The sequence below is a fragment of the Bacillus sp. CZDM1 genome, from assembly GCF_055502545.1.
Genome location: NZ_JBUESO010000016.1, coordinates 70,227 through 88,802, shown reverse-complemented (window position 1 = coordinate 88,802; position 18,576 = coordinate 70,227). Strand labels below are relative to the sequence as shown.

The following is an 18,576-nucleotide window of genomic DNA, read 5'->3' as shown; positions in this document are numbered from 1 at the left end:
GAGCCCGGTTCAATACCGTAACCATACCAACCAATTAGCTGCTTAAAATAAAACTCTAACTTTCGGGGGTCACATCAGAACCGTCCCCTTGGTCCCCTCCAATTTTTTAAAAAGGCAATGCCTAAGAGCAGTAAGGGCATTACAATAAGGAAGAACGGGTGCAAATAGCGTGTGGTAAATTCCAACCCTTCCTTTAAATGCTCGGCATAGCTGCTTGCGATTGTGACAGACATGAACAAAACAACCATCCCCATGGGATATGTTAAACTTGAAGGTTCTTTTATCTTAAATATGACCGAAGTACTTGCAACGGCAGCATAAAAATAGATGCTTACTTTAAAAAAAATACAGATGACAGTAGATATCATGAAAAAAACATCAAGACGTTCGAGAAATTCTGCCACTTGTATGCTTTGAATGGTACTTAAAAGCGGAAATTGCGAGCGGGATGCAAGGTCAACACCCAATACACCAATATTAATCGCCATGGTAATAACAAGATTAATTCCGCTCAGCAAAATTGCAAATAAACCTATTTTTTTAACACTTTTTCTTTTTGTTACATAGGGGAAAATCATTGAAAAAACAATGGCTTCACCGAATGGAAAATATAAGGTCTGGGTGAAAACTACTCTGGCTACAGGAAAAATGCCTTGCTCTAGTATAGGTTTTAAATTATTCATATCAATGAGCCCAGAAAAGACAATCAGAATAAAACCAGTAATAGCTAGAAAATAGATAGAAACAAAAAATAATTCTCCCGTTCTTGCCACAACCTCAATACCTTTCGTAACAGCATAAATAATAACCAGCATTAATAAGGCGTTTACAATAAATAAGGGTGTTTCAAGATAGGCAAAGGTCAGGAGCATTTCCCCAAAATCGCGAAGTACCCTGGCTGCCGTATACATAAAAAAAATAATATAACAAAAGGCAATGATTGTACCCACTATTTTTCCAAGCAGCTTTTGCATATATTCCGGGGGGACTAACTCTGGATAATAAAGAAATAAACGGTAATTTACCCAGAATAAGAATAGACCTCCTGCCATTCCAAAAAGAATGGCCAGCCAGGCGTCTTGTTTGGCATCAATTGCCAGTGGTACCAAAATCGCACTGCCGAGTTCAAATAACAAGATTAGGACAAAAAGCTGGTATAAGCTTATTTTTGCCTTTTCCATGCTTTTGTCACATCCTTTTCATCCTTTTTGATTATTACTAAGGGCTCTTTTCTTATCATTGTTGATTTTTAAAAAAAACTTAAAGATTGAAGCTAGAGCTTCTGCAGAAAATCAGAAATATTTTAAAAGAAAAGAGCCAGCAAACTAAATTCAAAAGCTTAAACAACTATTTCCACGTTAAAATCGGCTTTAAGATTTTAACAATCTTTACGAATCTAGCCCTATTTATTCACTTGGGGAGGGTTGTTACGTAATCCTGTTCGACGAATAAAGGCATCCACTACTATATCTGTTTTAACTTCTGGAAAATAAACATCATTCCATTTAGAGGCCATTTTTTCCCATTCTTTAGGATTTGTTCGATGAAGTACATCTCCAAATCCAAAAATATCGGATTTATTTTTTTGGGCCTGCTTCACAGCCATCGAAATCTCTTTTTTAATTTCCTTTTCAATTTCTTCTTCTATTTTTAAAAGAACATCAGGATTAGTAAGATCTATGGGTACTCTTGCCTCTCCAATATTTCCCTCCGCCTGAACCTCAATGGAAACGCGGGGATCTCCTTTTTTCATTTTTGCCATTACCTTTGTTTTTTGTCTGACTAATTCATATACTATAGCCTCGTCTTTTCCTTCCCACTTTACACCAATTGCAGAAGCATTTAATTTGTCGAGGAGGAATACCGACCCTCTTGCAGCCTCACCATCAATCCAATCGGTTAGCTTCCCGTTTTTAAATATCGCAAGACTCCCTGCGTAAATGAAGGAAGAGAATTCCGTTTGTTGGGTATTATCGACTTTTTTACCTGTATTAACATCTCCGCTTAAACGAAATCCCGAAACAACCAGTTCCTTACCAGGTGAGACAAGTGTCTTTATCGCATCCTGCACGTTAACAGAGATGTTTTCTCCCCAGGTCCTTTCAGTAAACTTTAACGTTTTGATTACTTTATTTGCAGGGATTTTATCTATTGCTGTTAACACTTTAACAATGTTGGAAGCTTCCGTTCCCTGGGCGATGACAATGATCGCTGTACTCCGGAATTCCGCATCCCGTTCAAGTGGATCAAGAATGTTGCTGATGGATTCCTCTTTTGCAAGCTCTTCACTAATGACAACTAAATTTGTATGCGCATAATACAGTCTTCTTGACAATTTACGAGATGTCCTTCTGCTCAACTCCACAATACTATCTCCTGTTCCCGTAACGATGGAAACGGAAGGTCCTTGACTCCCGGCGCCGCCTTGCATACCACCTGCAACGGTCCCAGGATTGATAATTTGCAATGTGCCAACATATTGGCCTTCTTCATTCTTGTCAATTCCTAAGGCAGCAACAATAGCCAAGTCGGTTAATTCATTTTTGCTCCAACAACCTGATAAAAGGAGTGTATTGCCAAAAAATACCAATAAAAGCAAAAATCGCTTATTTTTCATCCTGGTCACCTTTTTCTACTACAGAGTTGACCATCCCCCTGCTTTCAGGTGGGGTGGGTTTCTGATCATCGCCTACCCGATTCTCGTTATCTCCGCTAATAGGTTTGGGACGTTTTTTTTGTGCCCAAAGTGGCAAACGGATAATTGAATCTCCTATGTTAGCTAGGATAAGGGGGGCCATTGGGGTTAAATAAGGTACTCCAAAAGACCGAAGGCTGCATAAATGTACGGCAAGAATGATCACACCCAAAATGATTCCATAAAAGCCGAAAGTTGCAGCTGCAAACATAAATCCAAAGCGAATGAGTCGTGCTGAGATGGCCACTGCAAAAGCTGGAGTTGCAAAATTGGCAATGGCAGTAATGGCCACAACAATGACCATAGCAGGGGAAACAATCCCTGCTTGTACGGCTGCCTGACCAATAACCAGTGCACCAACAATGGAAATCGCTGACCCCACTGCTCTAGGCATCCTTATCCCTGCTTCACGGAGGATTTCAAAAGCAACTTCCATAATCAGTGCTTCGACCAATGCCGGAAAAGGGACTGCCTCCCTCTGGGCTGCGATGGCAACTAACAGCTGTGTCGGTATCATTTCCTGATGAAAAGTTGTAATCGCAATATAAGTAGCTGGCGCGATAATCGAGATAAGGAATATTAAAATCCTTAAGAAGCGCAGCGCAGTTGCAATATCAGCCCGACCATAATAATCTTCTACCGACTGGAAAAATTGGATAAAAACAGCCGGTGCAATCAGGACAAATGGCGTTCCATTCACAATGATCGCAACCCTGCCTTCAAGGAGATTACCGGCGACCATATCTGGCCTTTCCGTATGATAGAGAGTTGGAAATGTCGTAAATCCCTGGTCTTCGATAAGCTGCTCAATATAACCGGATTCAAGGATACTATCAATTTCAATTCTTTTTAATCGATTCCGGACTTCCTCAACAATTTCATCCTTTGCGATGCCTTTTATATACATAATGGAAACATCTGTTTTCGTGACGCTGCCGATCTTCATATTTTCCAGCCATAAATTAGGGTTTTGAATACGTCTGCGAATTAAAGCGGTATTGGTGCGAATCGATTCGGTGAACCCATCTCGCGGGCCACGAACGGTTACCTGGCTGCCTGGTTCTTCAATGGAACGCTGCTCCCCGCCTCTTGTACTGGCACTAAGTGCTTTTTGAGCACCATCAACCAGGATAATACTCTCACCAGACATTAAAGACAGGTACAAGTTGTCCCAATCCGTAATTTCTTTTACATCCCCCAGCGCTACTACCTTTTCAAAAAGGATTTCGAAAATAGGCCTGCTGTTGTGAACAGTACTATTATTCATAATCGATTCAATCAAAAAGTCGTTAATGGCCTTACTATCTGAAATCCCTTCGACAAAGACAACCGCTGTATCGGGCCCATTGCCATCCCTAAGCTGCAATTTTCGGATGACAACATCAATGCTATTCCCTGTTTTTTCTTTAATGTAATGTATTTGATCTTGTAAAGAACTAGGAATGGACTTGGATGTCTTTTCGCTAGATTGAGTATGTTTCTTCTGCAATTTTAATTTTTTTACTTTTTTGGATAGGGAAAATAGAGACATCGTCACTAAACCTTTCCTGCTTTTTTATTATTTTCCACTAATGTTGAAAAGGTATTCCTCATTTTCTAGAAAGTACCAGCACACTTCCATAAGGAAAGAGGAATCCTACATAAAAAGGTGATAAAAATGAAAATAATCAGTATTACACTAGTGATGCTAGCAACATTAATAAGTTTTTCCTTTGGAATCGACCTCATGTTAGGATTTGAAATGAAAACCGCTTGGCGTAATGCCATAAGCCCTTTTAGAGTAATGGAAGTTCCTGAATACTTTGTATTTATTCTTCTGATTGCAATTTACTTAATAAAAAAACTATATAGTTTGGTAAATAAAAGGATAAGCAGAAAACTGTCGAAAATGTTAGAGTAGGTAAAAGGAGACCGTAGGGACGGTTCTTCTGGTTCTGTCTGAATTTTTATGATTACCACCTTAACGATTGAGGGCATTACTAGAACAGCGATAATTTTTTCTTCTTTTTTGCCCAGCGTTCTCTCAAAAAAAAAGCGATGTGAACCGTCCCCAGGGAGTCAATACATATGGATTGTAAAGGAGAATGTAGTATGAATTTTGTCACTTTAAATAATGGTGTGAAAATGCCGCAGCTGGGATTTGGTGTGTGGCAGGTTCCAGACGACCAGGCGACAGAGGCAGTAGCAGTGGCGCTAAAAGTTGGTTACACCTCAATAGATACGGCGATGATTTATAAGAATGAAAAGGGCGTGGGAAGGGCGATCGCTGATTCTTCCGTTCCTCGTGAAGAGTTATTTATTACAACTAAAGTCTGGAATGCTGATCAAGGTTTTGACAAGACCTTACGTGCATTTGATGAAAGCTTGGACCGATTAGGTCTTGATTATGTTGATTTATACTTGATTCACTGGCCAACTCCTAACTTTGACCAATATGTTGATACCTATAAGGCTTTAGAAAAGCTTTATCATGATGGCCGAGTGAAGGCAATTGGGGTCTGTAACTTTGAAGTAGAGCACTTGGAGCGCATTTTAAAAGAATGTGAAGTCGTGCCGGTGCTGAATCAGGTTGAGTGTCATCCATACCTTGCTCAAAACGAGTTAAAAGAGTATTGTGCAAAGCATAATATCTATGTAGAAGCCTGGAGTCCTCTTGAGCAGGGAGGAGAGGTGCTGCAAGACGAAGTGATTCGTAGGATTGCAGAGGCACATAGCAAAACCCCAGCACAGGTTGTGTTGCGCTGGCATTTACAAAACAATACCATCGTCATTCCGAAATCGGTAACACCCTCAAGAATCGAAGAAAACATAAACGTATTTGATTTCGAACTTTCTGCAAATGAAATGGACCAAATAAATAAACTTAATCGCAACCGACGTAGAGGCTCACATCCAAACGACATGCATGTTCGCTGAGCCGGAGGACACGGGGACGGTTCTAATGGTCAGGCTCTCTATACTATGGTGAAGGAAAGGGAGAGGAGCTATAACGCCCTCTCCCTTTGTTGTTCTCTTTTATGTAAGTCAAGGCTGTTCCAATTGGTGCTTGCTATTAATGGAAAAGATTAATTCATCTTCAACAGCTTTTATTACTTTGCCGGTATCTTTAAAACCTACGGATCGATATAGTTGTTTTGCTATTTCATTTTCAGGAACAAAGGTTATAAATATTTCGTCACAATGAAATTGATTAACCATTTCCTTTATTACTAAGAGTAATGCTTGCTTACCATAACCATTTCCTTGAAACTTGTAATCAATCATGATTCTACAAATTTCATAGCCAGAAAGTTCGTCCGAATACCCATACATGGTAAAGCCTATTGGCCTATCATTTAGATAAATGGCTTTAACTGTCCAATTTTCTTCTATACTGGCTTGTGCTAAGGACAAACAGTTTGAGGCAATTGTTTTTTCGAATACTCTGTTTCGTTGATCTTCTGCACTACTTAGTCTGACAATGTCTATCCAGTTTTGTTTATTTACATCTTTTAAAGTAATCATTTCATTTCCCTCTAATCCACATTTTATTTCTACTTTAATATTCTACCTTTGGTGAAAATAACCTTTTTTGGGGACATGGGGACGGTTCTAGGGCTTTTTTATTAGGGGCAAATTGGCGGAGGACTGTTAAAATATCAATGTGCAAGGAATCATTTAACAGTTCCATTGGCAATGCTAACAAAATAGACTATGAAAACCGTCCCTTAGGACTAATTGGAGGAATTACATGTCAACTCAACTCAAAGTCACTCATACTTTTAATGCTCCACGTGAACTTGTGTTTAAGGCTTTCACTAAATCAGTCCACTTAAAGAATTGGTGGGGGCCAAAAGGATGGACGTTTGAGGTTTTTAAAGCAGATTTCCGCCCCGGAGGTGTTTTTCATTACAGCCAGAAACCTGCTGACGGCAATGTAATGTGGGTTAAATTTGTATACAGTGAAATGATTACACCAGAGAAAATCGTTTACTCCAGTTTCTTTTCCGATGAAGGAGGTAACACTGTGCGTGCACCCTTTCACGCAAATTGGCCGATGGAAACCCTGAATACCATTACGTTCAGCGAAGACGAAGGAAAAACAACCCTTACCATGATTGTGGCTCCCGTATCCCCAACTGAGGAAGAGCTCAAAACCTTCGAGGATTCAAAAGAGATGGCTAAAGAAGGATATAGCGGAACCTATTATCAATTAGATGAATACTTAACAAAGATAAAAACCGTTTAAAATAACCGCAGCAAAAAAACACCTTCATTGGTGTTTTTTTTTTGGTGACCGTGGGGACGGATCTCATTTAATATTATGCAAGTCCATTCCTTCTACAAACTCAACAAAGGCTTTCACAATATTTAACTCTAAAGATTCCTCATGGTAGAACATCCAAGTCTTACGTATGATTTTCTCTCCACCTTTTGTTCTAATCTCAAATTTATGGATATTGTCCAGATCATTTATTAACAAACTTGGCAAGATTGCGTATCCTAACCCATTCTCAACCATCTTTTTGCATGTGTCAGCTTTATCGACATTGATGCTGACTAATGGCGGCTGGGAATAGTTTTCAGTCCACCAATTATCCACTGCAGTTTTTAGTAATGGATCAGTGTGATAATCAATTCTTGGTAAATAGGGGAGGCGGTGGATATCGATTTCTACTTTTGAAGCAATACAAATGCTTTCTTCAAAGAGCAGTTTCTTTTGATCTTGCCAGCTATAATCTCCCCTTACAAAGCCAATATGTACATCTTGATTGTGCATTAAATGGGTAATATGGCTGCTTAATCCTGTTGTTACCTTGAACTCAACATCAGGGTACTGATTTTTGAAGAGTTTTAATAACCCAGGTAGTTTATAATCAGTAAAAAAATTTGAAACACCCAATCTCAAAATACCGGATATTTTATCCTCCATATTCAAAACCGTTTCTTTTATCTTTTGGATACGCCATAACATTTCATGAGCACTTTTTGCCAGATATTCACCCTGCGAGGTAAATTGGACTCCGCGCCGGCCTCTGATAACAATTTGGACACCAAATTGTTTTTCCATCGTTTTCAAACGATTCGTCAAAGCTGGCTGAGAAATATACAATATTTTAGCAGTATTTGTTATATTCTTCTCTTGATAAAGGGTTTGTAAAACCATCCAGTCTCTTTCGTCCAACATTTTCACTCCTAATTAGAAATAACCTTTATTTATGGTTAAACATATTAATTCGATATTTTATTTATTGCTATGTTTATACTATATTAATAATACATAACACAAGTAGCGGTGTTTTATTTTAGACTCAATGAAAGTAGGTCGGTTTATTTGAAGAGAAACAACACTTTTTTTCGAAGTGTTTGGTTTATAGCAATCAGCGGCTTAGGCGGATTTTTTCTCTCGTTGACAGGTCTTTCCATTGGATGGATGATTGGCACATTTCTGGCAGCTGCCTTACTATCATTTTTGAAGCCATCACTACTAAGGCATGATGCCTCCAAAAAGGGTGTTCCAAAATACTGGTTGTTTATAGGACAATGTATTTTAGGAATTGAATTGGGACAGAAAATAAACTTATCTTTTTTGCATATTTTTAAAGAATATTGGATGACCATTATTGTCATGCTACTTCTATCAATCTTTTTTTCTTTACTTTCTGGTTTCCTACTTTGGAAATACAGTAAAACTGATATGCTTACTAGCTTTTTTGGAACGGCTCCTGGCGGATTGTCCGCGATGCCGGGGATTGCGGAAGAGGTCGGGGCGAATACGGCTGTCGTCAGCATTATTCAAACTATGCGCGTATTTTTAGTTATCCTTACTATTCCTATTTTTGTCTCTTTATGGGCTAGTAATCCGGTAAATCACTTCACCTTACCTGCCCAGACTGTCTCTCCCTTTGAATTCGAGAAGCTGCTCTGGACTTTAGTGTTAATTGGAATTGCATATGGGGGGTACCTCTTGGGCAAGTATTTAAAATTTCCTGCTCCATGGTTGATTGGAAGTATGGTGGCGGTGGCGGTTGTCCAATCGTTCGGTTCTTTGTATATGGGTCATGATATGGTTTCTTGGTGGCCGCACGTAGTGATCACTTTATCTCAAATTTTTATTGCGGCAAGTATTGGTTCCCGTTTTCATAAAAGCATGTTTATCGGATTAAAACAGACGTTAATTATCGCCTTTTTAAGTACGATTGGTCTTATTTTTTCCATGATTATGTGTGCCATTTTTGTTTCAAAAGTAACAGGGATCGCACTTATTACCGCTGTTCTTGCCTTTGCTCCTGGCGGTATTGCTGAAATGACAACAACTTCTGTTGTGCTAAATGCAGATTCTACATTTGTCATAGCAGTGCAAGTACTACGAATCATTATTGTGTGTGTTATATTACCGCCATTTTTCAGGCTGCTAAATTATTGGGAGCATAAAAAGCACCTATCTTCCCATGCTTCAGCTTAATTTGATATGTTTAAGATTATTATTGTTTGTATAATAGTAAAAAGGGGAATCAAGATATGTCCAATCTACATGAAATCGGAGCAGGTATATTCGGTGATCCGAGCGATAAAAATACAGAAAAACTAGCATCTTTTATGAAGGAAATTATTCAATCGTCAGGATATCAAAAAGAAGATATTATCTTTCTCTGCATTGGATCAGACCGCTCTGTAGGAGATTCATTGGGCCCTTTAGTTGGAATGATGCTCAAGGAATATCAGGTACCTTACCGTATCTACGGTACCTTGGAAAAGCCAGTTCATGCATTTAATTTAGAAGAAACATTAAAAGAAATTAAAAAGGAATTTATAAAGCCGCTTATTATTAGTGTGGATGCCTGTTTAGGCGATCAAAATCAAGTGGGTTATGTTTTTTTGAAAGAAGGACCTCTGGTTCCGGGGAAGGCCCTAAAAAAAGTATTGCCGGAAGTAGGAGACTATCATATTATTGGGATGGTAAATTATATAGACCCTTTACCAGCCATGCAATTTTTAAATGATACTCGTTTATTCACAGTTATGAACCTTGCAAAAACAATTGTAAAAATCATTACTCAAGCAACCAACGAGATTCAAGCAACCTCTTAAAAAAGGGAGGCTGTCCCAAAAGCCATTAGAATTGGTTTTTGGGACAGCCCTGTTTCGACTAAGTTTAGACAATTAAAATAGATTGATAGCCCCTGTCAAGATAGCGACAAGGATAAGAACTACTGAACAAAAAAGAGCCCATTTAAATGCATACTTCTGTAGTTCACCGATGTCTTTATTGACCATTCCCACTAATAAAAGAGTCGAAGCCACGAGTGGACTTAAAAAATGTACAGGCTGTCCCAATACAGAAGCTCTAGCAATTTCTAAAGGACTCACTCCATAAGCTGTTCCTGCCTCAGCAAGAATCGGTAAAACCCCAAAGTAATAAGCGTCATTGGATAAAACGAATGTAAATGGCATGCTAGTCAGGGCAACGACTACCGGAAAAAAGGAGCCTAGAGAATCCGGAATGATGGCCACTAATGAATTTGCGATGGCATCAACCATTTTTGTGCCGGAAAAAATTCCAGTGAAAATACCTGCCGCAAATACTAATGTAACAACCGTTATAGCGTTTGCAGAATGTGCCACAATCCGCTCCCTTTGCTGCTCTAAATTTGGGTAATTAATAACGGAAGCAATTACAAATCCGATTAGAAACAAAACGGGTACCGGTATTAAACCTATTATAAGAACGACCATGATCGTAAGCGTTAAAAGAAGATTGACCCATAATAATTTGGGACGCTTTAAATCCGCTTGTATGGCGGCAGCAACTGCAGCTTCACCAAGAGCGGTGCTCATTCTAGGAGCCGTATTGATATGGACAACTCCAACCCTTTTACGTTCTTTTTTTCCAAGTACATAAGAGGTAAAAAGAATAGATGCCATTCCTGCGAGCAGTGTTGGAATAATTGGAATGAAGAATTCATTTGCATCTAGACCTAGAGATGCTATCGCTCTTGTAGCGGGTCCTCCCCAAGGCGTCATTCCACTCATAATACTAACAGAAAGCATTGAAATGGTGGCAAGAATAAGAGGATTCATACCAAGTCGCAGGTAAAGCGGCAGCATGGCAGAGATGGTAATCATATGAGTTGTCGTACCATCACCATCTAAAGCAACAGTCATGGCGATCACTGCAGTTCCTATCGCTATTTTAACTGGGTCCCCTTTTACAATTTTCAACATCGTTTTAATAAGTGGATCAAATAATCCAGCGTCAATTAGAACTCCAAAAAACAGAATAGCAAACAATAACAAAGCAGCGGAGGGGGCAACAACCTTTAATCCCTCATACATCATTTCCCCAAGTTTAGAACTAAAACCACCTATGATGGCAAAGGCAATCGGTACAATCGTTAGGGCAGTAACCGGGGATAAGCGTTTGGACATAATTAAATAAGTAAACACAATTACCATTGAAATTCCCAAAAAAGTAAGAATATTAATCTCCCTCCCGTTAATAAGAAATCGCTTACAAATGAATAAATATAAAATCTTTTCCCATTTCCTTGCTCCCTTTTCTCTTTTTTAGAATAATTTAAATATTAAAATAAGTAAAATAGAAGTTTTTTTATACTTTTTTATAAAAAAACTTATAATCCCTTTTACCGAACAAAAGCACAATAAAATCGTCAAGATCTTATTGTGCTTTTTCATCAAAGATTGGGATTGCTATTTAAAAAATCAATAAAATTTTTTACAGAAGATAGTTTTAAAGACTCCTCGTTATACATCAACCATGTATTTCTTAATACGGGTTCTCCATTCTTATAAGATAACCCATATGTATACAGGTTATCAGACGGCTGCATGCATATTTCTGGTAAGATAGAAACCCCAAGACCATTTTTAACCATTTCTTTACAGGTCTCCTGCCGATCCGTTTCCATAGTAACCAATGGAGGTTCAGAAAATCTATCATGCCACCAGCCATTCATTAAACCTTTTAATGAGCTGTCTGTTTTATAATTTATGAATGGAAGATTTGGCAGGTTCTCCATATCCACTTTAGTTTTTGAAATTAAACATAGTCTTTCCTTGTGCAGTAGTGTTTTAATTCCATACCATTCGTAATTTCCCCGTAATATTCCTAATTGAACACCAGCAGAATCTAGGAGATTCATGATTTCCGTACTCCATCCTGTATTGACGTTAAATTGGACAAGTGGATATTTTATTGAAAACTTTTTAAGGATTTTTGGAAGTTTATATTGAGCAAAATTACTAGAAACGCCCAAGCGCAGAGTACCCCTTACTTCATTTTGCATATTTAACATGTAATCTTTCGTCTTTTGGAGTTTTATAATCATTTCTTCCGCATACCCCGCTAAATGTGCACCTTCAGAAGTAAACTCAATACCACCTTTTATTTTAAAAAATATACTCGTTCCAAATTCTTTTTCTATATTCTTAAGCCGGTATGTTAACGCTGGCTGCGAAATGTATAACCGCTCTGCAGCACGGCTAATATTTTTTTCCTCATACAAAATCCTTAAAGCGAACCAGTCTTTTTCGTCCAATTTATTCGCCACCCGTTTTAGATTATAACTTTTTTTTTACATTTATTTAAAAAAATATGTATTTTACTTATGAACAAACCTATCATACTATATTTTCAAAGGAACTAGTAGTGGTAAAACATTTTATATAAAGGTGGTTAATGTAATGAAGGTACCCGTGGTTTTGATGCGTGGCGGAACAAGTAAAGGAGTTTTTCTCAATTTTGAACATTTGCCCTTGAATCGCTCGCATTGGGAAGACTTCTTACTCGATATAATGGGTAGTCCGGATCACAGGCAGATTGATGGTCTTGGCGGGGCAAATTCGTTGACTAGTAAGGCAGCAATAATAAAAAAGTCGGATTCGCTAGAATTTGATGTGGAGTACACATTTGCGCAAATAAGCATTGATAATCAAATGGTTGATTTTAAAGGGAATTGCGGTAATATATCATCCGCGGTAGGACCATACGCAATTGAGCAAGGATTAGTTCCGATAAAGGAACCTGTCACAACGGTAAGAATTTTTAATACTAATACACAAAAATTAATACTAGCAGAGGTAGAAATTGAAAATGGCCAAGTGAAAACGGAAGGAAGCTGTTCCATTCCAGGAGTGCCTGGCACAGGATCACCAATCTATCTTACTTTTAATCGTGCTGAAGGAGCTGTTACCGGGAAACTCTTTCCAACTGGTAATCCAATTGACATGATCAAAACAAGTAATCGACTTTTTCCCGTTTCGATTGTTGATGCCGCCAATCCACTTGTTTTCGTTAGAGCTCAAGATATCGGTCTGACTGGGAGTGAATTACCTTCTGACTATACACAGGAAAAGTTAATTGAACTGGAAGAAATTCGTTCAATTGCGGCTGAAATGTGCGGTTTCGCTGACAGGAGATCCGCAACACTTCTATCTCCTGCTGTACCGAAAATGGCCATCATTTCACCGCCTATGGATTACATAGATACGGCTGGAACAGAGCGAAATGCGGCTGAAATGGATTTGATGATTAGAATGATGTCAATGCAAAAGCCCCATCAGGCTCTTGCGATCACAGGGGCAATCTGTGCAACTACAGGAGCCTTCTTAGAGGAAACGATTCTATCAGAAATGGTGAACATTAAACAGGATGTTTTTCGATTAGCTCACCCTGCGGGAATTATGGAAACGAAAGTGGATTTCCTGGCAGGCCACATTCGTGCCATTAAAGTGGTTCGTACTGCGAGAACTATATTAGAGGGCTATGTGTATACGAAAAAAAATCATGAGATTTCCTATCAATTTGCTTAACTAAAACTCATCTGAAATTCACAGTATCAAATCTATTTTAATTGGGGGCTTTCAAATGTGGGTCATAACTATTTATTTAAATGGAAATATTAAAATGTTTGAATTTGACAAAGAAGAGGAAGCTAATGAAGCTTTCAAAAATATTCAAGGAACAAAATTTCTTTCAAAAATAGTATACTTTAATGATCCTAGTTTTGTATAAAGGGGGCCGTGGGGACGGTTCTTGTGGTCGGCACTAGCCAAATTAAAGACCATAAGAACCGTCCCCGATGTGCCTGATGTGCACAAATAGATGGGAAGAAGTAGATTATAAGGGGATTAAAAAGGTAATAATGAAGAAGTAGCGTAACTTTTCTCAACCATTTACAATATAGCTAGGCATCCATTGTGAAAGAATCACATAAAAATATTTGTATTAGGAGAGGCGGTAAATAAAATGGAAACATCTAAAAAAGTAACGGTAGAAACAACCATTCAAGCACCAGTAGAAAAGGTTTGGGAATATTGGACAGAGCCAACTCATATCACAAAGTGGAATTCAGCTTCCGATGACTGGCACACACCAATTGCTGAGAATGATTTAAGAGCAGGCGGGAAATTCCATTCAAGAATGGAAGCCAAGGATGGCAGTTTTGGTTTCGATTTTGGTGGAATTTATGATGAAGTGAAATTACATGAGGTTATTGCGTATACAATGGGTGATGGAAGGAAAGTAACTATCACTTTTAAAGGTCAAGATAACACAACCAAAGTAATGGAAACGTTTGATGCGGAAACTGAGAATTCCATTGAGTTACAACAACAAGGATGGCAGGCGATTCTAGATAATTTCAAAAAATATGCAGAGCAAACATCCAATTAAAAAAGGCAAAGAAGAGAAAATTTAGTGTACGGTACCATTACCTCAGCAAGAAGCTCAAGTATAATTGGCAGAACTGGGAGTGGGGCTTCCTCAGGAGAAATAGAATATAGAGCAAGGCCCTCTTATTGCAAGAGGGTCTTTCCTATGAAAATCAGCCTTCTAATTCATTCATAACCGTAATGAATTCATATTTTTAATCTAGACGGGCTCCAATTTCCTTTCACTGTGTATGATATAGGGTATTGCATAGTAGCTCTTATGCAAATGAAAGGAAGTGTTACAATGGATAATATGATTCCATCACATACTATGGGGGCTAATGTACTTCCCCAGCAACAAATGCATTACGGCTATGGTGCTCCATGTGTTCAAACACGTGGCTGCGATAGTTTTATCATTATAATCGTTTTGTTTATTTTATTAATCATTATTGGTGCCTTTGCTTTCTGCGATTAACGGGGGAACCATGGTGACGGTTCTTGTGGTCAGCACCAAGAATCTGTCACATGTCTGGATGAATCAGGGACACAGCCGCAAAAAGCTGGTCCCGGAGGAGATAGAATTTAGAGCAAGGCCCTCTTATTTGCAAGAGGGTCTTTTCTTTTCTTGGTAACCATGGGGACGGTTCTTGTGGTCATACTAGCCAAAAAAGACCATGAGAACCGTCCCTGATGTGTTTAAATCAGGAAAAAAACCGCCTTTTGATGGCAGTTCGTCCAAGCCGTTTTCCAATATCTTAATAAACTAACTATATAAGAGTTTGTTAGGAAGGGGAGTACGGGGAGTGAAAGGGAAGAAGAAGCACCATCATAAGCATCATCAAGGTAAAGACAAGCATGAAGATAGTAATAAGCACCATGATTGCAAAAAACAGGACAAAAACGACAAACAAGACCAGCAAAAAAAGTGTACGGATCATCAAAACAACAAATGTGGTCAAATGAAAGACAATAATAGCAATCATAATCATAAGCAAAACAATAATCATAATGAACGCAAACAATGCCGGAATATTAATTGTTTATTTAAATGTAGATGCTGGTAATGTAAAAAGGGAGGGTTTCTATTTTCTTAGAAACCCTCCCTTTTTTATATGAAGGCTGTGTTAAAGCGGAATGTTGATTTTACTGTGTTAGGAAAATAGGCGGAGAATTTCCGTTTAAATTGGTAAATCCCCCTATTTCCTTCACAATAAGCGGAGCTTTTCCGCTTATTGTATCCAAATCATTGGATTTTGTCTTATTTGAAGCAGTTAACCGGAATATTTCCGCTTATATCGGCTTCTTAAGGTTCCTTTATATACAATAGCCGGAAATTCTCCGCCTATGAATGATCAACCCTGCACGAAAATCAACAATGAATCATAACACAGCCAATATGAAAAAATTCACTTCGATTGGTTTGATTTTAGAGGCCTGTTCTTCCGCCATAATGGTGTCTATGCGGTCTGGCACCTTCTACAGTGGTAAAACCATTAAATTCATGATAATGTCCGCCATTACCATAAGGAATAGCAGGGCCAGTTACACCTTGAATTTGGTGTCTATGTCTGTCATCAACAGAAGTAAAGGTAAAATATCGATGGGTATGCGGGACCCCAGTGGGTGCCGGTTCGGTCTGGCCGGCGTATTGATGGCTGTGTCCATCATCAAACGATGTAATGCCGCTAAATCCGTGAACATGAACGGGCCTTCCATCCCAGGAAGTTATATAAAGTCGATGGGAATGCATTGGGTCTGAGTCATCTGAAGCATACATAAAGCCAGAAACAGGTATATCCATGAGCCATCACTCCTAAAAAGCTTTTTAACACAGTATTCAATCCCTTTTACATTTGTGCTATTGCCCATTCTGAAAGGCATTGCGGATATCCTCATTTAGGTATGCAGGATTCGATCTATTTTTCTTAAAATAATAGATTTGAACCATGTGTTTAAAAGGGGTGGGCCATATTTAATCAAACGTTTGTGTAATAGGGGAAAAACAAGGTTTTTGACAAAGAATGCGGTATAAAGGGGAATTAACTCGTTTTTGAAGATTTGACCAAGATTATCGCTAATTTCTACCCACCGGCCGACAATTCATTTACTTGATTTAATAGAGAATGCTTTTCGGAACGGGGTTTATCTCATTTTTACACAAACGTTTGATTACCATGCTATTTTGGAAGAACCCGTCAAAGATTGGGGAAAGTCGTTTTTATTGGTTGACCTTGAAGGATTTGGGAAAAAAACAAACCTCCTCCTCGACAATAAACTCTCTTGAAATGAGGACAAGGTCCGTTTTTCATAAGGGTTTAGGGAAGTTTTAATTAAACGATTAATTAAGGGGAATTCCATCGTCTTTTGTCGAAAGTGTTTTTTTATTGTCCTCAAGCGCGGTGTCTTTAAACAGCATCAATCCCAGACAGTAAATAGGGAAGGGCTGGTTTTATGAAATCTTCCGGCTGTACGTTCATTCCCTTTCGTTTCCATTCCACAGAAGCCCCGTAAATCCCCCAGCTTAAGATAACCGCATTAAGTTTAAGTGCTTCATCTTCTTCCGCCGCCTTTTGTTTGACAAGCATTTTGTAAAAAATAACTTCGAGCTGTTCTCTAATAATACGGGCAATGGTATCTTCGTATCCTCTATGACAACGATTGGATAATGACTTTTGAAAATTGGTGATTGCTATGAAAATACTAACGAACGCCTCTTCATTTAGTTTGTCATTTTCGTAGACATCCCCGTTCAAATTCACTAACAATACTTCTGATAATGCCTTTTCTAATAAGTCATAGATATCTTCAAAATGATAATAGAAAGTGGCGCGATTGATCATCGCCTCTGTAGTAATATCCTTTACGGTAATATCCTTAAATTCCTTTTTAGCGGAAAGTTCAATGAAAGAATCCATAATTAATCTGCGAGTCCTGATAACTCGGGGATCCGTCTTTGCTTGAGTCATTTTTAGGTCACTCCTATTTTTACAACAATTTCTTCAATGTGTTGTATTTCCGACAAATCGAAGGAACTATTGGTATTGATTCCTTTCATTATTTACTACAATTCAATTATAAAGCAAATACAAACCATTGCAGGAGGATTGACCATGAATAACAATAATATGATTTGTGATTTAGAAACAGGTGTATGTGGAGTGGCTGGGGAGGAGGAAATGGAGCTGATTGATTTTAATCAACCAAAGAAATCCATTGAAGTTTATTATGTAACGGATCCCATTTGCTCTCATTGCTGGGCGATTGAACCGATCCTTCGTCGTTTCAAAGAGCAGTACGGACACTATTTTAACTTTCATCCGGTGATGGGTGGATTGCTGGAAAAATGGCATGATGGACCCATTGATCCGGCAAACGGTATTTATAAGCCTGCGGACGTTGCTCCTCACTGGAGGGAAGTGGGCGAGCATTCCCGCATGCCGATTGATGGATCACTCATGATTGACAATCCCGTTCAATCATCCTTCCCGCCTTCACGCGTCTATAAAGTGATTCAAAAAAATCATAACGATACATTGGCATATGAATTTTTACGTCGTGCTAGAGAAGAGCTTTTCGCATTTAATCAAAATATTTCAGATCTATCTGTTCTAATCGAAATCGTCAATCAACTCGGCCTTGATGGAGAAGCTATAGTAAGTGAAGCGGAACAGCCAGCGGGGCAACCATTATTAAATGAAGACTTTGCTCTTGCAAGAAGTCTGGGTGCTAGAGGATTTCCAACGATTATTATGATTAATGAAGACAACAAAGGGGTAAAAATGGTTGGAGGGCGTCCGTTTGAAAATTATGTGGACGGATTAAAGCAGGTTTTAAACAAGGAAGAACTCCAGCCAAACCCACAACCTTCTCTTTCTAGCTTACTTGAAAAAGAAAAACTGTTATTTTCAAAAGAAATTGAAGTGATGTACAATCTTGAAAAGACGGAAATTAACGCTTTTGTTGAAAAGGAGCTGCCACAAGGCAGTTATCAAAAGAAAGAAATTCTAGGCGAATCTTATTTTACAAAATGGCTGTGTTAAGCTGAATGTTGATTTTACTGTGTTTGAAAAATAAGCGGAGAATTTCCGTTTAAATTGGGAAATCCCCCTATTTCCTTCATAATAAGCGGAGTTTTTCCGCTTATGGTATCCAAAATCATTGGATTTTGTCTTATTTAAAGCGGTTAACCGGAATATTTCCGCTTATATCTGATGCTTAAGGTTCCT

At 38.5% G+C, this 18,576-nt stretch carries 20 protein-coding genes; 11 read left to right on the top strand and 9 right to left on the bottom strand.

Annotated elements, in window-relative coordinates; genetic code table 11:
- Positions 1–74: 74 nt before the first annotated feature.
- The 3 genes from ACY3XC_RS25055 to ACY3XC_RS25045 form a co-directional block, all read right to left on the bottom strand.
- Positions 75–1,181: a GerAB/ArcD/ProY family transporter gene (locus tag ACY3XC_RS25055; RefSeq protein ID WP_464871012.1), complete on the bottom strand. Its 1,107-nt coding sequence runs from the start codon at positions 1,179–1,181 to the stop codon at positions 75–77.
- Positions 1,182–1,402: 221 nt separating this feature from the next.
- Positions 1,403–2,617, bottom strand: a complete 1,215-nt coding sequence (locus tag ACY3XC_RS25050) for a Ger(x)C family spore germination protein (protein ID WP_464871011.1) — start codon at positions 2,615–2,617, stop codon at positions 1,403–1,405.
- A complete protein-coding gene (locus ACY3XC_RS25045; RefSeq protein WP_464871017.1) occupies positions 2,607–4,226 on the bottom strand; it encodes a spore germination protein in 1,620 nt (539 codons plus the stop codon). Before ACY3XC_RS25045 ends, ACY3XC_RS25050 begins: the two co-directional genes overlap by 11 nt.
- 126 nt (positions 4,227–4,352) lie before the next feature.
- On the opposite strand from ACY3XC_RS25045, the gene ACY3XC_RS25040 reads away from it, so the two are divergent.
- Positions 4,353–4,595 (top strand): hypothetical protein, encoded by a 243-nt coding sequence (locus ACY3XC_RS25040; protein ID WP_464871010.1) that lies wholly within the window; start codon positions 4,353–4,355, stop codon positions 4,593–4,595.
- A gap of 191 nt (positions 4,596–4,786) precedes the next feature.
- Complete coding sequence (locus ACY3XC_RS25035; RefSeq protein ID WP_464871009.1) at positions 4,787–5,611, top strand: aldo/keto reductase; 825 nt, start codon at positions 4,787–4,789, stop codon at positions 5,609–5,611.
- 108 nt (positions 5,612–5,719) lie between these two features.
- On the opposite strand, the gene ACY3XC_RS25030 is transcribed toward ACY3XC_RS25035, so the two are convergent.
- Positions 5,720–6,199 carry a GNAT family N-acetyltransferase gene (locus ACY3XC_RS25030; protein ID WP_464871008.1) on the bottom strand — a complete coding sequence of 160 codons (480 nt, stop codon included), beginning with the start codon at positions 6,197–6,199 and terminating at the stop codon, positions 5,720–5,722.
- 226 nt (positions 6,200–6,425) lie between these two features.
- Here ACY3XC_RS25030 and ACY3XC_RS25025 point away from each other — a divergent pair, with 226 nt between their 5' ends.
- Positions 6,426–6,923 (top strand): SRPBCC domain-containing protein, encoded by a 498-nt coding sequence (locus ACY3XC_RS25025; RefSeq protein ID WP_464871007.1) that lies wholly within the window; start codon positions 6,426–6,428, stop codon positions 6,921–6,923.
- 63 nt (positions 6,924–6,986) lie between these two features.
- Here ACY3XC_RS25025 and ACY3XC_RS25020 read toward each other — a convergent pair whose 3' ends face one another.
- Entirely contained in the window at positions 6,987–7,859 is an 873-nt protein-coding gene (locus ACY3XC_RS25020; protein WP_464871016.1) for a LysR family transcriptional regulator, read from the bottom strand.
- 150 nt (positions 7,860–8,009) lie between these two features.
- On the opposite strand from ACY3XC_RS25020, the gene ACY3XC_RS25015 reads away from it, so the two are divergent.
- Together ACY3XC_RS25015 and yyaC are read left to right on the top strand one after the other, a co-directional pair.
- Positions 8,010–9,140, top strand: coding sequence for an AbrB family transcriptional regulator (locus ACY3XC_RS25015; RefSeq protein WP_464871006.1), 1,131 nt, complete (start codon positions 8,010–8,012; stop codon positions 9,138–9,140).
- Between the two features lie 56 nt (positions 9,141–9,196).
- Entirely contained in the window at positions 9,197–9,766 is a 570-nt protein-coding gene (gene yyaC / locus ACY3XC_RS25010; protein ID WP_464871005.1) for a spore protease YyaC, read from the top strand.
- Positions 9,767–9,838: 72 nt separating this feature from the next.
- Here yyaC and ACY3XC_RS25005 read toward each other — a convergent pair whose 3' ends face one another.
- Positions 9,839–11,155: a CitMHS family transporter gene (locus tag ACY3XC_RS25005; RefSeq protein ID WP_464871015.1), complete on the bottom strand. Its 1,317-nt coding sequence runs from the start codon at positions 11,153–11,155 to the stop codon at positions 9,839–9,841.
- A 215-nt stretch (positions 11,156–11,370) separates the two neighbouring features.
- Complete coding sequence (locus ACY3XC_RS25000; RefSeq protein WP_464871004.1) at positions 11,371–12,234, bottom strand: LysR family transcriptional regulator; 864 nt, start codon at positions 12,232–12,234, stop codon at positions 11,371–11,373.
- A 145-nt stretch (positions 12,235–12,379) separates the two neighbouring features.
- On the opposite strand from ACY3XC_RS25000, the gene ACY3XC_RS24995 reads away from it, so the two are divergent.
- The 5 genes from ACY3XC_RS24995 (at position 12,380) to ACY3XC_RS24975 (ending at position 15,414) form a co-directional block, all read left to right on the top strand.
- Positions 12,380–13,507 carry a PrpF domain-containing protein gene (locus ACY3XC_RS24995; RefSeq protein WP_464871003.1) on the top strand — a complete coding sequence of 376 codons (1,128 nt, stop codon included), beginning with the start codon at positions 12,380–12,382 and terminating at the stop codon, positions 13,505–13,507.
- A gap of 55 nt (positions 13,508–13,562) precedes the next feature.
- Positions 13,563–13,709: a hypothetical protein gene (locus tag ACY3XC_RS24990; RefSeq protein ID WP_179158854.1), complete on the top strand. Its 147-nt coding sequence runs from the start codon at positions 13,563–13,565 to the stop codon at positions 13,707–13,709.
- Positions 13,710–13,943: 234 nt separating this feature from the next.
- Positions 13,944–14,369 carry an SRPBCC family protein gene (locus ACY3XC_RS24985; protein WP_464871002.1) on the top strand — a complete coding sequence of 142 codons (426 nt, stop codon included), beginning with the start codon at positions 13,944–13,946 and terminating at the stop codon, positions 14,367–14,369.
- A gap of 282 nt (positions 14,370–14,651) precedes the next feature.
- Complete coding sequence (locus ACY3XC_RS24980; protein ID WP_464871001.1) at positions 14,652–14,825, top strand: YjcZ family sporulation protein; 174 nt, start codon at positions 14,652–14,654, stop codon at positions 14,823–14,825.
- A 328-nt stretch (positions 14,826–15,153) separates the two neighbouring features.
- A complete protein-coding gene (locus ACY3XC_RS24975; protein ID WP_464871000.1) occupies positions 15,154–15,414 on the top strand; it encodes a hypothetical protein in 261 nt (86 codons plus the stop codon).
- 362 nt (positions 15,415–15,776) lie between these two features.
- Here ACY3XC_RS24975 and ACY3XC_RS24970 read toward each other — a convergent pair whose 3' ends face one another.
- Positions 15,777–16,151 (bottom strand): YmaF family protein, encoded by a 375-nt coding sequence (locus ACY3XC_RS24970; RefSeq protein WP_179158848.1) that lies wholly within the window; start codon positions 16,149–16,151, stop codon positions 15,777–15,779.
- A 604-nt stretch (positions 16,152–16,755) separates the two neighbouring features.
- Entirely contained in the window at positions 16,756–17,316 is a 561-nt protein-coding gene (locus tag ACY3XC_RS24965; protein WP_464870999.1) for a TetR/AcrR family transcriptional regulator, read from the bottom strand.
- Between the two features lie 144 nt (positions 17,317–17,460).
- Between ACY3XC_RS24965 and ACY3XC_RS24960 the strand changes: the two genes are divergently transcribed.
- Positions 17,461–18,390: a DsbA family protein gene (locus ACY3XC_RS24960; RefSeq protein ID WP_464870998.1), complete on the top strand. Its 930-nt coding sequence runs from the start codon at positions 17,461–17,463 to the stop codon at positions 18,388–18,390.
- The last annotated feature ends 186 nt before the right edge of the window (positions 18,391–18,576 follow it).

What these genes read in the sequence shown, in the direction of transcription:
- ACY3XC_RS25055 (WP_464871012.1), bottom strand. Translation starts at nt 1,181, where the DNA reads ATGGAAAAGGCAAAAATAAGCTTATACCAGCTTTTTGTCCTAATCTTG.
- ACY3XC_RS25050 (WP_464871011.1), bottom strand. Translation starts at nt 2,617, where the DNA reads ATGAAAAATAAGCGATTTTTGCTTTTATTGGTATTTTTTGGCAATACA.
- ACY3XC_RS25045 (WP_464871017.1), bottom strand. Translation starts at nt 4,226, where the DNA reads ATGTCTCTATTTTCCCTATCCAAAAAAGTAAAAAAATTAAAATTGCAG.
- ACY3XC_RS25040 (WP_464871010.1), top strand. Translation starts at nt 4,353, where the DNA reads ATGAAAATAATCAGTATTACACTAGTGATGCTAGCAACATTAATAAGT.
- ACY3XC_RS25035 (WP_464871009.1), top strand. Translation starts at nt 4,787, where the DNA reads ATGAATTTTGTCACTTTAAATAATGGTGTGAAAATGCCGCAGCTGGGA.
- ACY3XC_RS25030 (WP_464871008.1), bottom strand. Translation starts at nt 6,199, where the DNA reads ATGATTACTTTAAAAGATGTAAATAAACAAAACTGGATAGACATTGTC.
- ACY3XC_RS25025 (WP_464871007.1), top strand. Translation starts at nt 6,426, where the DNA reads ATGTCAACTCAACTCAAAGTCACTCATACTTTTAATGCTCCACGTGAA.
- yyaC (WP_464871005.1), top strand. Translation starts at nt 9,197, where the DNA reads ATGTCCAATCTACATGAAATCGGAGCAGGTATATTCGGTGATCCGAGC.
- ACY3XC_RS24995 (WP_464871003.1), top strand. Translation starts at nt 12,380, where the DNA reads ATGAAGGTACCCGTGGTTTTGATGCGTGGCGGAACAAGTAAAGGAGTT.
- ACY3XC_RS24990 (WP_179158854.1), top strand. Translation starts at nt 13,563, where the DNA reads ATGTGGGTCATAACTATTTATTTAAATGGAAATATTAAAATGTTTGAA.
- ACY3XC_RS24985 (WP_464871002.1), top strand. Translation starts at nt 13,944, where the DNA reads ATGGAAACATCTAAAAAAGTAACGGTAGAAACAACCATTCAAGCACCA.
- ACY3XC_RS24980 (WP_464871001.1), top strand. Translation starts at nt 14,652, where the DNA reads ATGGATAATATGATTCCATCACATACTATGGGGGCTAATGTACTTCCC.
- ACY3XC_RS24970 (WP_179158848.1), bottom strand. Translation starts at nt 16,151, where the DNA reads ATGGATATACCTGTTTCTGGCTTTATGTATGCTTCAGATGACTCAGAC.
- ACY3XC_RS24965 (WP_464870999.1), bottom strand. Translation starts at nt 17,316, where the DNA reads ATGACTCAAGCAAAGACGGATCCCCGAGTTATCAGGACTCGCAGATTA.
- ACY3XC_RS24960 (WP_464870998.1), top strand. Translation starts at nt 17,461, where the DNA reads ATGAATAACAATAATATGATTTGTGATTTAGAAACAGGTGTATGTGGA.